Origin of the sequence: Bradyrhizobium sp. USDA 223, from assembly GCF_044909005.1 — a bacterium.
Lineage (GTDB): Bacteria > Pseudomonadota > Alphaproteobacteria > Rhizobiales > Xanthobacteraceae > Bradyrhizobium > Bradyrhizobium yuanmingense.
The window spans coordinates 4,455,719-4,471,177 of sequence record NZ_JBIYDR010000001.1 but is presented as its reverse complement, the minus strand read 5'-3'; the positions used below and the strand labels follow the sequence as shown (position 1 = coordinate 4,471,177).

The 15,459-nt window shown below is 65.8% G+C and carries 16 protein-coding genes and 1 pseudogene; 6 read left to right on the top strand and 11 right to left on the bottom strand.

The features are described from left to right. Window positions 1–68: 68 nt before the first annotated feature. The 6 genes from ABIA40_RS20810 to ABIA40_RS20785 form a co-directional block, all read right to left on the bottom strand. Window positions 69–2,780: a DUF2339 domain-containing protein gene (locus ABIA40_RS20810; protein WP_404543074.1), complete on the bottom strand. Its 2,712-nt coding sequence runs from the start codon at window positions 2,778–2,780 to the stop codon at window positions 69–71. A 130-nt stretch (window positions 2,781–2,910) separates the two neighbouring features. Continuing rightward, window positions 2,911–3,879, bottom strand: a complete 969-nt coding sequence (locus ABIA40_RS20805) for an NrtR DNA-binding winged helix domain-containing protein (RefSeq protein ID WP_404543073.1) — start codon at window positions 3,877–3,879, stop codon at window positions 2,911–2,913. Window positions 3,880–4,087: 208 nt separating this feature from the next. Further along, window positions 4,088–4,594 carry a tyrosine phosphatase family protein gene (locus ABIA40_RS20800; RefSeq protein WP_036038271.1) on the bottom strand — a complete coding sequence of 169 codons (507 nt, stop codon included), beginning with the start codon at window positions 4,592–4,594 and terminating at the stop codon, window positions 4,088–4,090. A 129-nt stretch (window positions 4,595–4,723) separates the two neighbouring features. Then, on the bottom strand, window positions 4,724–5,338 hold the full coding sequence (locus ABIA40_RS20795; protein WP_271542640.1) for an HD family hydrolase: 615 nt from the start codon (window positions 5,336–5,338) through the stop codon (window positions 4,724–4,726). Next, entirely contained in the window at window positions 5,335–5,961 is a 627-nt protein-coding gene (locus tag ABIA40_RS20790; RefSeq protein WP_036003631.1) for a DNA-3-methyladenine glycosylase I, read from the bottom strand. Before ABIA40_RS20790 ends, ABIA40_RS20795 begins: the two co-directional genes overlap by 4 nt. Further along, a complete protein-coding gene (locus ABIA40_RS20785) occupies window positions 5,958–6,833 on the bottom strand; it encodes a folate-binding protein YgfZ (protein WP_271542637.1) in 876 nt (291 codons plus the stop codon). The genes ABIA40_RS20790 and ABIA40_RS20785 overlap by 4 nt, the downstream gene beginning before the upstream one ends. A 96-nt stretch (window positions 6,834–6,929) precedes the next feature. Between ABIA40_RS20785 and ABIA40_RS20780 the strand changes: the two genes are divergently transcribed. The 5 genes and pseudogenes from ABIA40_RS20780 to ABIA40_RS20760 all read left to right on the top strand — a co-directional run bounded on the left by ABIA40_RS20780 (window position 6,930) and on the right by ABIA40_RS20760 (window position 11,199). Next, window positions 6,930–8,264 carry a dihydroorotase gene (locus tag ABIA40_RS20780; protein WP_271542635.1) on the top strand — a complete coding sequence of 445 codons (1,335 nt, stop codon included), beginning with the start codon at window positions 6,930–6,932 and terminating at the stop codon, window positions 8,262–8,264. Between the two features lie 141 nt (window positions 8,265–8,405). Further along, window positions 8,406–9,275: a sulfurtransferase gene (locus ABIA40_RS20775; protein WP_271542633.1), complete on the top strand. Its 870-nt coding sequence runs from the start codon at window positions 8,406–8,408 to the stop codon at window positions 9,273–9,275. 279 nt (window positions 9,276–9,554) lie between these two features. Next, the gene (locus ABIA40_RS20770; RefSeq protein ID WP_198399970.1) at window positions 9,555–10,247 is read left to right on the top strand and encodes an RNA polymerase sigma factor; all 693 of its coding nucleotides are present in this window, start codon (window positions 9,555–9,557) and stop codon (window positions 10,245–10,247) included. 87 nt (window positions 10,248–10,334) lie between these two features. Further along, complete coding sequence (locus tag ABIA40_RS20765) at window positions 10,335–10,868, top strand: DUF4142 domain-containing protein (protein ID WP_404543072.1); 534 nt, start codon at window positions 10,335–10,337, stop codon at window positions 10,866–10,868. 9 nt (window positions 10,869–10,877) lie between these two features. Then, a pseudogene (locus ABIA40_RS20760) lies at window positions 10,878–11,199 on the top strand (cupredoxin family copper-binding protein). Between the two features lie 198 nt (window positions 11,200–11,397). Here the strand turns inward: ABIA40_RS20760 and ABIA40_RS20755 are convergent. The 4 genes from ABIA40_RS20755 to ABIA40_RS20740 all read right to left on the bottom strand — a co-directional run bounded on the left by ABIA40_RS20755 (window position 11,398) and on the right by ABIA40_RS20740 (window position 13,307). Then, window positions 11,398–11,664 carry a hypothetical protein gene (locus tag ABIA40_RS20755; protein WP_036003643.1) on the bottom strand — a complete coding sequence of 89 codons (267 nt, stop codon included), beginning with the start codon at window positions 11,662–11,664 and terminating at the stop codon, window positions 11,398–11,400. A gap of 266 nt (window positions 11,665–11,930) precedes the next feature. Next, window positions 11,931–12,308 carry a TIGR02301 family protein gene (locus ABIA40_RS20750; protein ID WP_036003646.1) on the bottom strand — a complete coding sequence of 126 codons (378 nt, stop codon included), beginning with the start codon at window positions 12,306–12,308 and terminating at the stop codon, window positions 11,931–11,933. Window positions 12,309–12,353: 45 nt separating this feature from the next. Further along, complete coding sequence (locus tag ABIA40_RS20745) at window positions 12,354–12,788, bottom strand: NUDIX hydrolase (protein WP_271542626.1); 435 nt, start codon at window positions 12,786–12,788, stop codon at window positions 12,354–12,356. Between the two features lie 9 nt (window positions 12,789–12,797). Beyond that, entirely contained in the window at window positions 12,798–13,307 is a 510-nt protein-coding gene (locus ABIA40_RS20740; RefSeq protein WP_036003651.1) for a hypothetical protein, read from the bottom strand. A gap of 63 nt (window positions 13,308–13,370) precedes the next feature. On the opposite strand from ABIA40_RS20740, the gene ABIA40_RS20735 reads away from it, so the two are divergent. Then, on the top strand, window positions 13,371–14,135 hold the full coding sequence (locus ABIA40_RS20735; protein WP_271542622.1) for an SOS response-associated peptidase: 765 nt from the start codon (window positions 13,371–13,373) through the stop codon (window positions 14,133–14,135). 115 nt (window positions 14,136–14,250) lie between these two features. Here ABIA40_RS20735 and ABIA40_RS20730 read toward each other — a convergent pair whose 3' ends face one another. Next, the gene (locus ABIA40_RS20730; protein WP_271542620.1) at window positions 14,251–15,444 is read right to left on the bottom strand and encodes a CaiB/BaiF CoA-transferase family protein; all 1,194 of its coding nucleotides are present in this window, start codon (window positions 15,442–15,444) and stop codon (window positions 14,251–14,253) included. Window positions 15,445–15,459 lie beyond the last annotated feature (15 nt).

The window sequence follows — 15,459 nt, the reverse complement described above, 5'->3', positions numbered from 1 at the left end:
GCACCCGCTCGATCGTTGTTGACCTCTCCCCGCTGGGGAGAGGTGGAGTGCCCGCCCGACGATCCAGTCTAGCTGCCCGTCTGCGGCGCGGCCGGCGGCGGTGCGATCTGCCGCCGGAACAGGATACGCTGGTAGAGCCAGCCGATCGCGACCAGCACGACGCCGAGGCACATGAACGAGAGCGCCCGATAGACGCCCGTCAGCGTCCACACGTCGACGGCGAACGCCTTGAAGATCGTCAGCGCGATGACGGCGGCAGAAGCCAGCCGCGCACGCTCCGAATTGACCAGGATACCGACGCCGAGCAGCGCCACGCCGAAGGCGAGCCAGCCGATCGAATAGGTGTATTGCTCGGCACTCGTGGTGCCGCCGTAGAGCAGGACCGGGCCGTGATAGAAACGGCGGATCTCCAGCGTCACATAGGTGAGCGCGAACACCAGGGCACCACCCGCAATCGTGTTTGCATATGCGACACTGCGGTGTCCTGCGACCGCGTAGGAGAGCAGCAGCATCAGCACGGCCGGCAACGCATAGCCAAGCAGCAGCAGATTGAACACGAGGCCGCCGACATTGACGCTGGAGAGCAGCAGCGGGTTCTCCAGGATCAGGAGACCGAACACGCTGATGAGGCCGGCGATCGCCGTCAGCACGACCGCGCCGACATTGTGCACGATGCTGTGGCTGCGCAGCCGCAGGCGCTCCAGGCCGATTGCCATGGCGAGCGTGACACAGACTTGCAGCGCGAACTCGAGCAGTGAGGGGGCCGCGGTCATGCGACCGCCAGTCGCGAAGTGCCGGATCTCCATGAAAGCGAGCAGGGCCGTGAACAGGATGGCGGCGGTCTCGACCACGCGCAGCGGCGCATCGTCGGCGCGGCGGCGCAGGAAGATGCTCGCGCCCCAGAACGAGGCGGCCGGCAGGCCATAGCCCCACAACAGCCAGTTGAAGATCGGCGTGGTGCCGACGGCATCGCCGACGATGCGCGGATCATAGACGATGCGCGCGGTGACGATCGCAGCGAAGATGGCAGCCAACCGCCGCAGCACCGGAATCGGCCGCTGCAACGAGATCCAGGCGGTGCCGAGCGACATCAGCGCGAGCGCGATGGTGAGCCAGCCCTTCTCCAGGGCGAAGGTCAGCGCCAGCGCCAGCGCGCCGAGTGTACCGGTCGCGAACAGCGCGATCGAGGTTGCAACGCCGGGGCGCTCTTCGCGGCGCATCAGCGCTTCGGTCGCAGCGCCAAAGGCCGCAGCGAGCAGCACGGCAAGGATCGCAAACGGGATCGAGCGGTCGAGATGGGCAATGCGCGCATAGAGCGCAACCAGGATGGCGATGGGCGTTGCGACGCCCGCCGCCGACCACACCACGGGAATGATCGCCGAGTTCGAGCGGCCTTGCGCGAAAAAGCCCGTGACGCCGAAGCCGGCGGCGAAGATCGCGGCCGTCACCAGATGCAGCGTCACCGCGCTGTCGGTCGCGACCGGGCCGACGCCCGGCATCGGGCCGCCCGGCAGCACCAGCATGTCGGGGTTAGCGCGCACCGCCCATTCGGCAAACACGATGAAAACGGTCGCCGCGGCCGCGCCCAGCGCGCCGGTCGCCGCCGGTGCGCGCCAGGCGACGAACAGCGTGCCGCCGACGAGGAGCGTGAACGCGATCAGCGCGAGATCCGCATGCGCGCTCGACAGCACGACCAGCATCGCGCCGAACAAATAGGCGCCGAGCGCGCCCGATGAGACCGGCTCGATTTCGCCGTCCTCCATGCTGGGCCCGAACATGAAGCCGCAGACGACGAGCAGTGCGGCGAGCACGAAGCCGGCGATGGCATGGAAGGCGTGCGGCGCGACCTGCACCTGTTCGGTATCGAGACCCGGGAAGATCCAGAGCACCGCGAAGGCAATGGTCGTGACCGCAAGCCAGCGCCATAGCCTGATGCGGGCGAGCCCGAAACTCGCGGCCGTCACGACCGCAAGATAGATGTAGAGCGCCCAATAATCCGGCTTGCCCGAGGAGACGAGGATCGGCGTCACGAAGGCGCCGACCACGCCGAGCCCGGCGAGAGCGGGGCCATGCAACAGCGCTGCGGCCAACGTGCCCATCGCGACGATGCCGAGCAGGACGAAGGCCGTCGCAGGCACGAGGAAGCCGTACAGCGCATACGCCGCATAGATGGTCGCGAACGCCACCGCCGTTCCGGCCGCGGTGAGGATCGCGGGGATGTTGGCGATCGGCAGCGCCGCGATGCTCGAGATGCTCTCCTTGCGCCGCGTCCATTCGCCGGCGCCGAGCAGCGCGGCTGCGAACAGGCCGCCGAGGAACACGCGCACGCCGGGGCCGAGCAGACCGGCCTCGATCGAATAGCGCACCATGAAGAAACCGCCGAGTGCGAGCGCAAGCCCGCCGATCCACACCACCCAGCGCGTGCCGAGCCGCTCCTCCAAGCCGGGTGCGGGCGCCGGCAGCGGCGGCGGTGCGCCGGGCTCCGTGTCGTCCTCGAGCGGGGGAGAGGAAGCATCCTCGGTTAGGGGCGGAGGCGGCGTCTCGGGTTCGGGCGCAAGCGGCGGCGGCTCTGGGGCGGCCGTTGTGGTGGCGGCTGCGGGCGCCTGCTCCCAAACAGGCATCAACGGCGGCGGCTGGACCGGACGTTGCGCGGAAAACATCTCTTCAAGCGAGTTCAGCCGCCGGCGCAGCTCGGTCGCCTGGTTGGAGGACTTGATCGCGATCAGGAAGGCGATGATCGCAATGATCAGCGCGAAGACGTCAAACGGGCCGTCGAACATGAAGCCTCCAGGCAACCGGCGGGGCAGGGGCCGGTCGCGCATATCAGGATCTTAATTTCTTGAGCATGATCTTACCGGAAAACCGCTACGCACTTTGCGCTAACGCGGCCGTTCGGGTCCGGTTCATGCTCTAGCGCCGGGAGCGTACGCGCAAGCCCGGCGCGGGCCGCTCCTGGAGCACCTCGCGGCGGAAGCGGTAGAGCGCTGCCGGCCGTCCGCCCGTCTGTGTCGACATCACCCCGGTCGGTTCGACCAGGGCCTCCATTTCGACCAGGCGGCGGAAGTTCTGCTTGTGCAGGTGCCGGCCGGAGATCGCCTCCACCGTATGCTGCAGTTCAGTGAGTGTGAATTCAGCCGGCAAAAGTTCAAAGACGACAGGACGATACTTCAACTTTGCGCGCAGCCGCGCGATTGCCGTGGCGAGAATCCGGCGGTGGTCGAACCGCATCGAGGTCCCGAGCGGGGGAAGCGTCTTGCGCGCCAGTGCCGCAGGACGTCCGTCGCGGCGGGCCTCCTCGATCAGCCCGGCCTCGTAGAGCAGCTCGTAGCGGTCGAGCACGCGCTCCTCGTCCCAGGGCGCGCCGTCGAGACCGAAATAGAACCGCACGCGATCCTTCCGCGGCAGCGCGCGAACAGTCTCCGGCGTCTCCGCCTCGGCCCATTCGCTCAGCGCAGGGATGATGTCGCGGGCGATCATCGCCGGCGGCTGGTCGCGCCAGTCTTCCCAGGGGAAGAAGCGATACCAGGGCGCGAAGCTCGCCGTGTTGGTCGCGAGCTCGCCGCCCGCAGGGCGCGTCAGCGCGAGATAGCCGATCGAAACGATATGGGCGCCGGTGTCGCCGGCCTCGGCATGACGGCCGCGGTCGCCGAACGTGTAGAGCTGCTCGACATAGCCGAGCCGCAGCCCCGCCTGTTGCTCGACCCAGGCGCGCAGGCCGATCTCGAACGTGCGATGGCTCACCGCGTCGAACGGACCGAACGGCAGGCCGGCAAGCCCGTCGGCACCGTGTGCGGTCAGGATCAGCGGCTCGTGGTTCTCGATCGCGACGATAGCGGCGGTGAGGCCGATTTCGATTGGCGTCAGCAGCGTGTCGCTCATGCGGTGACGATCGCAGGTGTTGCGGAACAGATCTCGCCGCGGGCTCGCTGTAACCTCTCCCGCTTGCGGGAGAGGTCGGCGCGTAGCGCCGGCTGAGGGCTTTCTCCTCTAGGGGGTTGTCCCAATGCGGAGACACCCTCTCCCCAACCCTCTCCCGCAGGCGGGAGAGGGAGCGCAGTCCCGTCGCGGCTGCTATTCGACTCGCGCCTCATTCGAGCTCGATCGCGAAGGGGCGGCCTTCCACCATCATCGCGCCGGGGCCCATCTCGTCGAGCGCGCGCAGCATGCGGCCGTTACGTCCGAGCGCATGATCGGCGAGGCTGACGATGCGCCGGTTCGGCGAGGCGATCGGCGAGGCCGCGCGAATCTTCCTGGCGATCTCGATCTCGTCGCGATTCGGATTAAGCGCGCAAACGGCCGCGAACGCACTGGCAGTGGAGCGGCTGATCCCGGCATAGCAATGCACCACCAGCGGGGCGCTGCGGTCCCAGCCGCGCACGAAGTTGAGCACCTGCTCGATATGCGTCTCCGACGGCGCGACGAAGCCGTCCATCTCCTCGGTGATGTCGTCCATCGACACCTTGAGATGGTTGGCCGGGAGCACCGACACGGGACGCGCCACCTGCTCGACATTGGCCATCACGGTCAGCACGTGGCTGGCCTTGGTGAGGCGGACGGTTTCGGGAAGCGCGGCGAGGGAACAGACGTGGATCATGGCGAACCTTTTTCTTGATTATAGCCGCGGCCGTTGGGTGGGCAAAGCGAGGCGTGCCCACCACTTTTGTCGCAAACGCGAAGTGATGGTGGGCACGGCGCAAGAGCGCCTTTGCCCACCTTACAAGACTCACGCAAACACGGCGCCAAACCGCTCCAGAAACTGCTTCTCGGCCCGCGCCGCGGTCCAGGGCGTCAGATAGTCGCGTCGGACGCTGTCGGAGAGACCCGGATCCTTGCCGAACAGGCGCCGCGCTTCGCTCGCGCTGAAGCCGGCGAGCTCGGTTGCCTCGAGATAGGCCGCGCCGCGATCGGCGGCCTTGATGGCCTGCGTGATGTCATCAGGCAAGACCGGCGGCAAACCGAAGCGGATATGGATGGCGCCGAGCAGCCGCTTCTCGACGACCTTGTAATGACCGTCGAGCACGGCCTTGAACGGCGAGATCATGTCGCCGATCACATATTCCGGCGCATCATGCAGCAGGGCCGCGAGCCGGACGCGCTGGTCGACGCGGGGTATCTCATGGCGCAGCACGGTCTCTACCAGCAGCGTATGCTGTGCGACCGAAAAAATGTGCGCTCCGAGGGTCTGTCCGTTCCAGCGCGCCACCCGCGCCAGGCCGTGCGCGATGTCGCCGATCTCGATGTCGAGCGGGGAAGGATCGAGCAGATCGAGCCGCCGGCCCGACAGCATGCGCTGCCAGGCGCGGACCTCTTCGTTGCGCGCTGCCTTCTTCGCCGTCATTTGGCCTTGAGGCGCAGCTTGCGCTGGGTCTTGCTGCAGGTCGCATGACAGTGGCAGTCGACCAGGTGGTCGTTGACCATGCCGGTCGCCTGCATGAAGGCGTAGACGATGGTCGGGCCGACGAATTTGAAGCCGCGCGAGGACAGCTCCTTGGAGATCTGCACCGACAGCGGCGTCGAGGCCGGCACGCTTGCCGTGGTCTTGAACTGGTTGACCTTCGGCCGTCCGTCCATGAAGTCCCACAGCAGCTTCGAGAAGCCCGGGCCCTTCTCCATGATGTCGAGATAGGACTTTGCGCTTAGGATCGCGCCTTCGATCTTGGCCTTGTTGCGCACGATGCCGGCATCGTTCATCAGCGCGTGAACCTTCTTGGGCGTGTAGCGCGCGATCTTCTCCGGCTGGAAATCGTCGAAGGCTTTGCGGAAATTGTCGCGCTTGCGCAGGATCGTGATCCAGGACAGGCCGGCCTGGAAACCGTCCAGCATCAGCTTCTCGTATAGCGCGCGGTCGTCGTATTCCGGCACGCCCCATTCGGTGTCGTGATAGGCGACATAAAGCGGATCTTCGCCCGGCCAGGGGCAGCGGGTCAGGCCATCGGGATGCAGGCGGGCCGCGCGGCTCATGCGATGGGCTGCTTGGCTGGAATGCGAACGACGTCTGGTTCAGCCAGCGTCAAAGCCAGCCCCCCAGCGGTGAGCGGCTGGCCTGCATCGAGTGCATCGGCGACACGATCGATGCGCACCAGCGCGATGCCCTTGCCGCCGGCCGTCGAGCCGATGGTGCCGACCGGCTTGTCGCCGGCGAGAATGGTTGTGCCAGGCTCGGGCGAGGCGTCTTCGAGCAGCACCTTCACGCTGCGCGTGCGCGCGGTGCCGCGATGCTGCATGCGCGAGACGACCTCCTGGCCGACATAGCAGCCCTTGTCGAAATCGACGCCGGCGAGGCGATCCATGTTGGTCTCATGCGGGAACGCATCGCTGTACATGAAATCGAGCCCGCCGCGCGGCACGCCGAGCGCAATGCGGTGCGCCTCGTACTCGGCTGCATCGACCAGCTCGGCGCCAATGAGATCGGACAGTTTCTGCTTGAGATCTTCCGGGACCAGGATGCGGTAGCCGAGCCCCTCAGCCCGCGGATCGGCAAAGGCAAGGTCAGGCTGCGCCGCCGGCTCGCCGTCCCACGCCGCGAGCACGCCGAGGTCGAGCTTGTCCACGGTGACCTTGGCGCGCAGCTTGTAGAATTTCAGCTTGGTGGCGAGGGTGTCCGCCAGCGCTTTCGGGCAGTCGATCAGGAACCCGCCGCCGTGGCCCGCGGGCGCTTCCGTGATCAGGAAATCCACGATGATCTTGCCCTGCGGCGTCAGCAATGCGCCGAATCGCCCCAGACCAGGCTTCAGCCTGTCCAGGTCGGTGGTGACGAGGCCATTGAGGAAGCTGCGTGCATCCTCACCCGCGACTTTGATCACGCCCCGGTCGGGAAGAAACGCCGATTTCATGCGAAAATCTCTTGCGACATGTTGCTCCGGAACGTAAGCCCGCAACGCATAAACGACAAGACCTCGAGCCCTGCGCTTGGGGATGAGAGAGGCCCAATGACCCAGCATTTCGATGTGATCCTCAAGGGCGGCACCGTAGTCAACCAGGACGGCGAGGGCGTCCGCGATATCGGCATCACGGGCGGTCGCATCGCCGAGCTCGGTCCGCTATCGCAAGACTCAGCCGCCGAGGTGATCGACTGCAAGGGCCTGCACGTCCTGCCCGGCGTGATGGACACGCAGGTGCATTTCCGCGAGCCCGGGCTGACGCACAAGGAAGACCTCGAGACCGGCTCGCGCAGCGCCGTGATGGGCGGCGTCACCGCCGTGTTCGAGATGCCCAACACCTCGCCGCTGACCGTGACGGAGGCCGAATTCACCGACAAGGTGAAGCGCGCCCATCACCGCATGCATTGCGATTTCGCCTTCTTCATCGGCGGCACCCGCGAGAACGTCCAGGTCCTGCCGGTGCTGGAGCGCGCACCCGGCTGCGCTGGCGTCAAGGTGTTCATCGGCTCGTCCACCGGTGCGCTGCTGGTCGAGGACGACGAGAGCCTGCGCCGCATCTTCCAGGTGATCCGCCGCCGCGCCGCCTTCCACGCCGAGGACGAATACCGCCTCAACGAGCGCAAATCGCTGCGCATCGAGGGCGATGCGCGCTCGCATCCGGTCTGGCGCGACGAGACCGCGGCGCTGTTGGCGACGCAGCGCCTGGTCAAGCTTGCACACGAGACCGGCAAGCGCATCCACGTGCTGCACATCTCGACCAAGGAGGAGATCGAGTTCCTGCGCGACCATAAGGGCGTCGCCTCCTGCGAGGCGACGCCGCACCATCTGACGCTGGTCGCGCCGGAATGCTACGAGCGGCTCGGCACGCTGGCGCAGATGAACCCGCCGGTGCGCGGCGCCGATCATCGTGCCGGCATCTGGCGCGGCATCGAGCAGGGCATCATCGACGTGCTCGGCTCCGATCACGCTCCGCATACGCTGGAGGAGAAGCAGAAGATATACCCGGCTTCGCCCTCAGGCATGACCGGCGTGCAGACGCTGGTGCCTGTTATGCTCGATCACGTTAATGCGGGTCGGCTCTCGCTGGCGCGCTTCGTCGACCTCACCAGCGCCGGCCCTGCGCGCCTCTACAACATGGCCTGCAAGGGCCGCATCGCCGCCGGCTACGACGCCGACTTCACCATCGTCGATCTCAAGCGCAGCGAGACCATTACCAACAAATGGGTGGCGTCCAAGGCCGGCTGGACGCCGTATGATGGCGTTCGCGTCACCGGCTGGCCGGTCGGCACCTTCATTCGCGGCCGCCGCGTGATGTGGCAGGGCGAGCTGGTGACGGCCGCGCAGGGCGAGCCGGTGCGGTTTCTGGAGACGCTGAAGGCGTAGGGGCGGCAAGCTCGTCATTGCGAGGAGCGAAGCTACGAAGCAATCCAGAATCGTTCCTTGGTGGCAGCCTGGATTGCTTCGCTTCGCTCGCAATGACGAGAGGAAAGGTCTACATTTCATTTCGAACGGGAGTGTAGTCCGATGTCCCAGCCATCATCTCTCATCACCACCGAACAGCTTGCCGCTCGCCTCGGCGATCCCGACCTGCGCCTCTACGACTGCACGACCTATCTTGAGCCCGCGCCGGAAGGCGGCGTCGTGCCTTATCGCGCAGTTCCCGGTGACAAGACGTTCGCCGCCGGCCACATCCCGGGCGCCGATTTCCTCGACCTGCAAGGTGAGTTCTCGGACACCTCGTCGCAACACTTCTTCATGATGCCCGATGTCTCCCAGCTGGAGGCCGCCTTCGGCCGCCACGGCCTCGATGCGGGCAAAACAATCGTGCTCTACAGCATCGGGACGATGATGTGGGCGACACGGTTCTGGTGGATGCTGCGCGCCCTCGGCATCGATGCCCACGTGCTCGACGGCGGCTTCGACAAATGGCAGCAGGAGGGGCGGCCGGTCGAGACGGGCGCGCCGAAGGGCTATCCAGCGACGACCTTCAAGGGGGCACCGCGCGCAGGCTGCTTCGTCGACAAGGAAGCCGTGCTGGCGAAGATCGGCGATCCCGCAACCGTCATCGTCAACGCGCTCGGGCCGCAGTTTCACCGCGGCCTCGAGCCGAGCCGCTATGGCCGTCCGGGCCGCGTTCCCGGCAGCGTCAACGTTCCCGCAGCCACACTCGTGAATGCCGACAAGACGGTGACGAATCTTGCGGATGCGCAAGCGAAGTTCGCCGCCCAGGGCGTCACGCGCGAAAAGAACGTGATTCTTTATTGCGGCGGCGGCATCTCGGCGACGATCGACCTCCTGCTGCTGACGCAGCTCGGCTACGACAAGCTGACGCTCTACGACGCTTCGATGGGCGAATGGGCGAGGAATCCGGCGCTGCCGATCGAGACGGATTAGGTTTGCTGACCCTTCCCTCAGTGAAAGATCCCATTTGTCCTGCACAAGAGGTCGTCATGCCCGGGCTTGTCCCGGGCATCCACGTTCTTTCATGCTGGCGGCAAGACGTGGATGGCCGGGACAAGCCCGGCCATGACGATGTGGAGACTAGTGTGGCCAACGCGCACTGCTCATATGCGATAGCCCTTCCTCCAGGAGAGGGTAAGATCGGGGCAAGAAATCTCGGAACCTTTGCCCTGGGCCTGCATCCAATGTCCGAAGCCAAGGGAGCTAACCGCCATGCCAGGGACCGCAGCCGGCCTGACCGCCGGCGCCAGGACGTCGGAAGCCGCGCTGGTGGACCGCGCGCGGCGCCGCGACGAGGCCGCTTTGCGCGAGATCATGCAGGCCAATAACCGCCGGCTCTTCAGGCTCGCCCGCGGCATCCTGCGCAGCGACAGCGACGCGGAGGACGTGGTGCAGGAGACCTATGTCCGCGCCTTCACGCACCTCGATGGATTTCTTGGCGAGTCGGCGCTGTCGACGTGGCTATCGCGCATTGCCATCAACGAAGCGCTCGGACGCACACGCGGTCGCAAGCCGCAGGTCGAGCTGGGATCGGTGCCGGAGGCAACGCTCGAAGCGCAAATCATCCAGTTTCCGCTTTCGTCCGCCGCGACTGATCCGGAAAAGTCCATGGCCCAACGCGAGATCCAGCGTGTCGTCGAACGCGCGGTCGATGAACTGCCCGAGACCTTCCGCATGGTCTTCATTGCGCGGGTGATGGAAGGGATGAGCGTGGAGGAGACCGCCGAGCTGCTCGGCATCAAGCCCGAGACCGTGAAGACGCGGTTGCACCGTGCGCGTACGATGCTGCGCGAGAACGTCGAGAAGAAGATCGGTCCGGTCGTGATGGATGCGTTTCCGTTCGCTGGTGAGCGTTGCGAGCGCCTGACGGAGGCCGTGCTCAGGCGCCTTGGCATCGGGGCGTAAATTTCTCGGGAACGTTCGCTCGAAATTGGCATCCAACCTGTGCAAGCAACAGTCCGGAACGTTTCCGGCCCACAGGAGTGTCAAGTCATGTTGATCCGATGGAGCGCGGCGGCCGTCGCGGCGATGATCTTGTCGTGTCCCGTATTGCTGCAAGGCGCCAGCGCAGCCGACAAGCCCACCGATCCCCAGATCGCGCATATTGCCTACATCGCGGGCGTGATCGACATCAACGCCGCCAAGCAGGCGCAGAAGAAGGCCAAGAACAAGAACGTCAAGGCGTTCGCCGAAGACATGCTGCGCGACCACGAAGCAGTCAACAAGCAGGCCCTCGCGCTCGTCAAGAAACTGAACGTCACGCCGGAGGACAACGACACCAGCAAGGCGCTCTCGAAGCAGGCGGCAGACAAGCTGGCCGAGCTCGAGAAGCTCGATGGCGTGGCGTTCGACAAGGCCTACGTCGCCAACGAGGTCGCCTACCACAAGGCAGTCAACGGCGCCTTGGAGACGCAACTCATTCCGTCTGCGAGCAATGCCGAGCTGAGGAGCCTGCTGCAGACCGGGCTGAAGATCTTCCAAGGTCATCAGCAGCACGCCGAGCATGTTGCGGCCGAGCTGAAATAGGAGCCTCGCATGATGCCGGGACGTCTCGCTTCGATCGCGCTTGCGCTCGTCCTCCTGTCGACGATCGTCCCGGCACGCGCCGCGACGATCGAGATTACGATGGACAATCTCGTGATTGCTCCGGCTGAAGTATCGGCGAAGATCGGCGATACCATCACCTGGGTCAACAAGGACGTCTTCGCCCACACCGCCACCGCCAGGAACGGCGATTTCGACGTGATGCTGCCGCCGATGCAATCGGCGACGTCAGTTCTGAAGAAGGCTGGAATGGTCGAGTATTACTGCCGCTATCATCCCAAACATGAAAGCGACTCTCAAGATCGAGCCGTGACCGAGGGAGAGAGCGCGTTCCCGACTCTGTCGGGAACATGTCCCGGTCATCGCGAGACTAATGCTTGTCTGCCGGCAACGGCTTCCGTGCGATAAGAGCGGCAGACTTCGCGACGACTTTCGCAGAGTCATTCATCCGTCAACTGGCCCCGCCCGCGTGGCGGGGTCATTTTCAGGCGGCTTACTGCTTCAGGACGGCTTACTGCCTGCAGATGCCGACCGAGAATTCGCCGTTGCGGATGCGGCCGGGAAAGCCCTCGACGAACTTCGCAACCGCGTCCTCGCCATAAGTGCCGACGAGCTCGGCGAGGGCCGCGAACAGGCTCGCCTGCGCCAGGCAGTCGCCGTCGACGCCGTCATGACGCGCCTCGGCCCAGGCCTCGTTGAGATAGCTCAGTGCGGCCTGTTTCTGCTCGTGATCGGGCAGCGGCGCGCGGGCGGGGGCGTAGGAAATCGGCTGGCTCATGAAACTCGGTCAGGCTGGGGCGCGATCCACGGCGATGCGCTGTGCGAGAGGTGTAGCACGGGCGTTAACGACCGCTAGGCCACATCTTTAAGAACGGTTAACGGCTGTGAACAAAGTCGATGACAGGGTTCCAGTCACGCACATGCGTCGACCGCGCCGTCGTTCCGGGGCGCGCCTCGCGCAAGCCCGGAATCCATCGGGCATCAGAGACGGTGGATGAATGGATTCCGGGCTCTCGCTTCGCGAGCCCCGGAATGACGGGGTAGCTAGTTCGCGTAGCGCGCCGTGAGATCGCGCGAGATCTTCGAGCCTTCCTCGATGTAGCGGCGGATCGCCACCATCGCGGCCGGCGTGCAGCTGCGATAGGTCTGCTGAAAACCGTTATAGCCGCGATTGAAGCCGGCGATCATGCGGGTGCGGCGCTCGCCGGAGGGGGTCTCGGCATCGATCAGCGCCTGCATCTCGTTGCGCCATTTGTTACCCTCATTGGCCCCGCAGATGCCGCGGAGATAGTGCAGGCCGCCGAGGATCTCGGCCAGCCGCTGCAGTTCGCCGTCAAACGGCGCCGCCACGTCCTGGGCCCTCGCAGGCACGGAGGCGCAGGCGAGAATCAGGACAAAAATGGCCAGAAATCGCGACGACATCGGCGGCTGTATGCCCCCTCGGGACGGCTGGCGCAAGGCGGGCCGTCAGGCCCCAAGCAGCCGGTGAGCGGACTGGATGACCTCCTCCAGCCCCCCGGTCAGCTTGAGGTCGCCGAGGCTTGCCAGGGCGCCAGGGGCGATCCAGCGGTAATCGTCGAGTTCGTCGTTCAGCGCCGGCTCCCGGGCCGTCCAGCGCGCGGCAAAGGACATGATCAGGTAATGGCCGGCGCCGGTCGCGGCCGGCAGCACCTCGCGCCAGCCGGCGAGGCCAATGATCTCGATGCGAAGGCCGGTTTCCTCGTCGACCTCGCGGCTCAGGGCCTGATGCAGCGATTCGCCGAACTCGACCCGGCCACCCGGCAGCGAATAGAAGCCCTTGGCCGGCGAGCGGGCGCGGCGGACCAGCAGCACCTTGCCGTCGCGGAAGATCGCCGCGCTGACCGCAAGCTGGGGATGGGCAGGATGGACGATTGCGGCCAATCGCGTCACCTATCCGGATGAATTCGCCATGATGGTGTCGACGTCGGCCTCCGCGCCACCATTGATGATGCCGCCGCAGGCTGCGATCAGCGGCTTGACCCAAAGCGTGGCCTGCTCGGCGAGGCGGACGCGCGTCGTGTCCTTCTCGACCTCGCGCATGGCCGAGCCGACCGCGGTCAGGATCGAGGTCATGGTATCCGTCAAGTGGTCGAACTGGGCACGCACGTTGGGATCGGCTTTCTCATAGGCTTCGATCGCCAAATCCCGCGCCTTGAAATTCGACGCCGTGAAATGCTCGGCATAAGACAGCGGCGTCCAGGTCAGGAAGTCTTCGGCGCATTCCGGCATATCCGGCACCATTTCGAGCAGCATCACGGCTTCATTGAAATGGTTGAGATAGTCGGTGGCAAGCCCGGTCCGCGGATTGATGTTGGCCACGCGCAGCCGCTCGGCCCAGGCGGTCGCCTCAGGGCCCGTCTGTACATGCGTCCGCGCGGGTTGGGAGGCCGTTGAGCTCATCTGCCGCAGTGTTAACGTTCGGGGTTAAAAGGACCTGAACGGACCCTATATAGGCCTCCAAGGATGTGTGGACGCTTCGTCATAACTTCGGCCCCCGCGGCTTTGCGGCAACTGTTCGGCTATGTCGAGCAGCCGAATTTCCCGCCCCGGTACAATGTCGCCCCGACGCAACCGATTCCGGTGGTGCTGCTCGAGAACGGCGCCCGCCATTTCCGCCTGATGCGTTGGGGCTTGTTGCCCGGCTGGGTCAAGGATTCCCGTGGGTTCACGCTCCTGATCAACGCCCGCTCCGAGACGGTGCTGGACAAGCCTGCGTTCAAGAATGCGATTCGCCGCCGGCGCGGCCTGATCCCGGCCGACGGCTATTACGAATGGAAGACGGAAGGCGGCCGCAAGCAGCCGTTCTTCATCCACCGTGCCGACGGCGAGCCGCTCGGCTTTGCCGCTGTGTTCGAGACCTGGGTCGGTCCGAACGGCGAGGAACTCGACACGGTCGCGATCGTCACCGCCGCGGCGGGCGAGGATCTCGCCGCGCTGCATGACCGCGTGCCCGTCACCATCAGCCCGCGCGACTTCGAGCGCTGGCTCGACAGCAAGGGCGACGAGATCGACGCGATCCTGCCCTTGATGAAGCCTCCGCGCGCCGGCGAATTCGCCTGGCACCCAGTCTCCACCCGCGTCAACCGCGTCGCCAATGACGACGAGCAGCTCGTGCTGCCGATCAGCGCGGAGGAGATCGAGGCGGAGGCCGAGGCGGCGAAGCCGAAGAAGCCGACGCGGAAGGTTGCGGCAGCGTCATCAGATGACGGGCAGGGGTCGTTGTTCTAGGTGCGGTGCCGTAGGGTGGGGAAAAGGCGCAACGCGCCGTGCCCACCATCTCTCTGGTCGTCCGCTGCGCGATGGTGGGCACGCTTCGCTTTGCCCACCCTACAGCAGCGGTGTTCTAAACAATCTCCCGCGCCCGCAGCCCCGCGATCTCTGCCGCATCGAACCCCAACTCGCCCAGCACCGCATCCGTATCCGCGCCCAGCTCCGGCGCCATGCGATCCAGCCTGCCGCCGCCATGGGCGAGCTTGAAGCCGCTGCCGGCAAAGCGCAGGCGGCCGTATTCCGTGTCCAGCTCCTGGATCGCGCCGCGCGCCTTGATTTGCGGATGGTCAATGACCTCTTCGACCTTCCAGATGCTGGCGCAGGGCGCGCCGGCGTCCTCCAGAATTGTCTCCCATTCGCGTGCCGGCCGTTTTGCCAGCGCTTGCTCGATGATGGCGCGCAGCGCGCCCTCGTTCTCGTTGCGGGCGAACCAGTCCGCAAAGCGCGGATCTGACAGCGTGTCCTCGCGGCCGAGCGCAGCCATCAATGCGCGGTACTGCTTCTCGTTGTTGACGGCGAGCAGGATATGGCCGTCGCCGCACTTGAACAAATTTGCCGTGGTCCGGCGGCTCACTGCCTGGTTGCCCGACAGCTGCTGCCGATGGCCGGCGACAGACCAGTCCGCAATCTGGCCGGAAAGAAACGCCAGCGTCGCCTCCAGCATGGAGACGTCGATCAGCTGCCCCTTGCCGGTGCGGTCGCGCTGATACAGCGCGCTCGAGACACCAAAAGCAGCGGTGGCGCCCGAGAGCACGTCGCACACGGCAAAGCCCGCGCGCGTCGGCCCCGTCTCGGGGTGGCCGGTGATCGCCATGATGCCCGATAGCGCCTGCATCTTGCCGTCATAGCCGGGCCGCAGGCGGTCCGGGCCCGTCTGGCCGAAGCCCGACACCGCGCAATAGATCAGCTTCGGGTTGACGGCCGACAGCGCCTCGTAGCCGATGCCGAGCTTGTCCATCACGCCGGGGCGGAAATTCTCCATGACCACGTCGACGCGGCCTGCGAGCTTCTTCACGATCGCGATCGCCTCCGGCTTCTGCAGATCGAGCGTCAGGCTGCGCTTGTTGCCGTTGACCGCCTGGAATGCCGGCGCCAGACCGCGCTCGGCCCATTCGCGGCTGAGCGGCGTGCGGCGCATGTCCTCGCCCTCGCGCCGCTCGACCTTGATGACGTCCGCGCCCAGCAGTGCGAGCTGATAGCTCGCATAGGGGCCGGCCAGCACTTGCGTGAAATCCAGGATCTTCACGCCCTCGAACGGTCGCGTCACGTCGCTCTCCCTCGG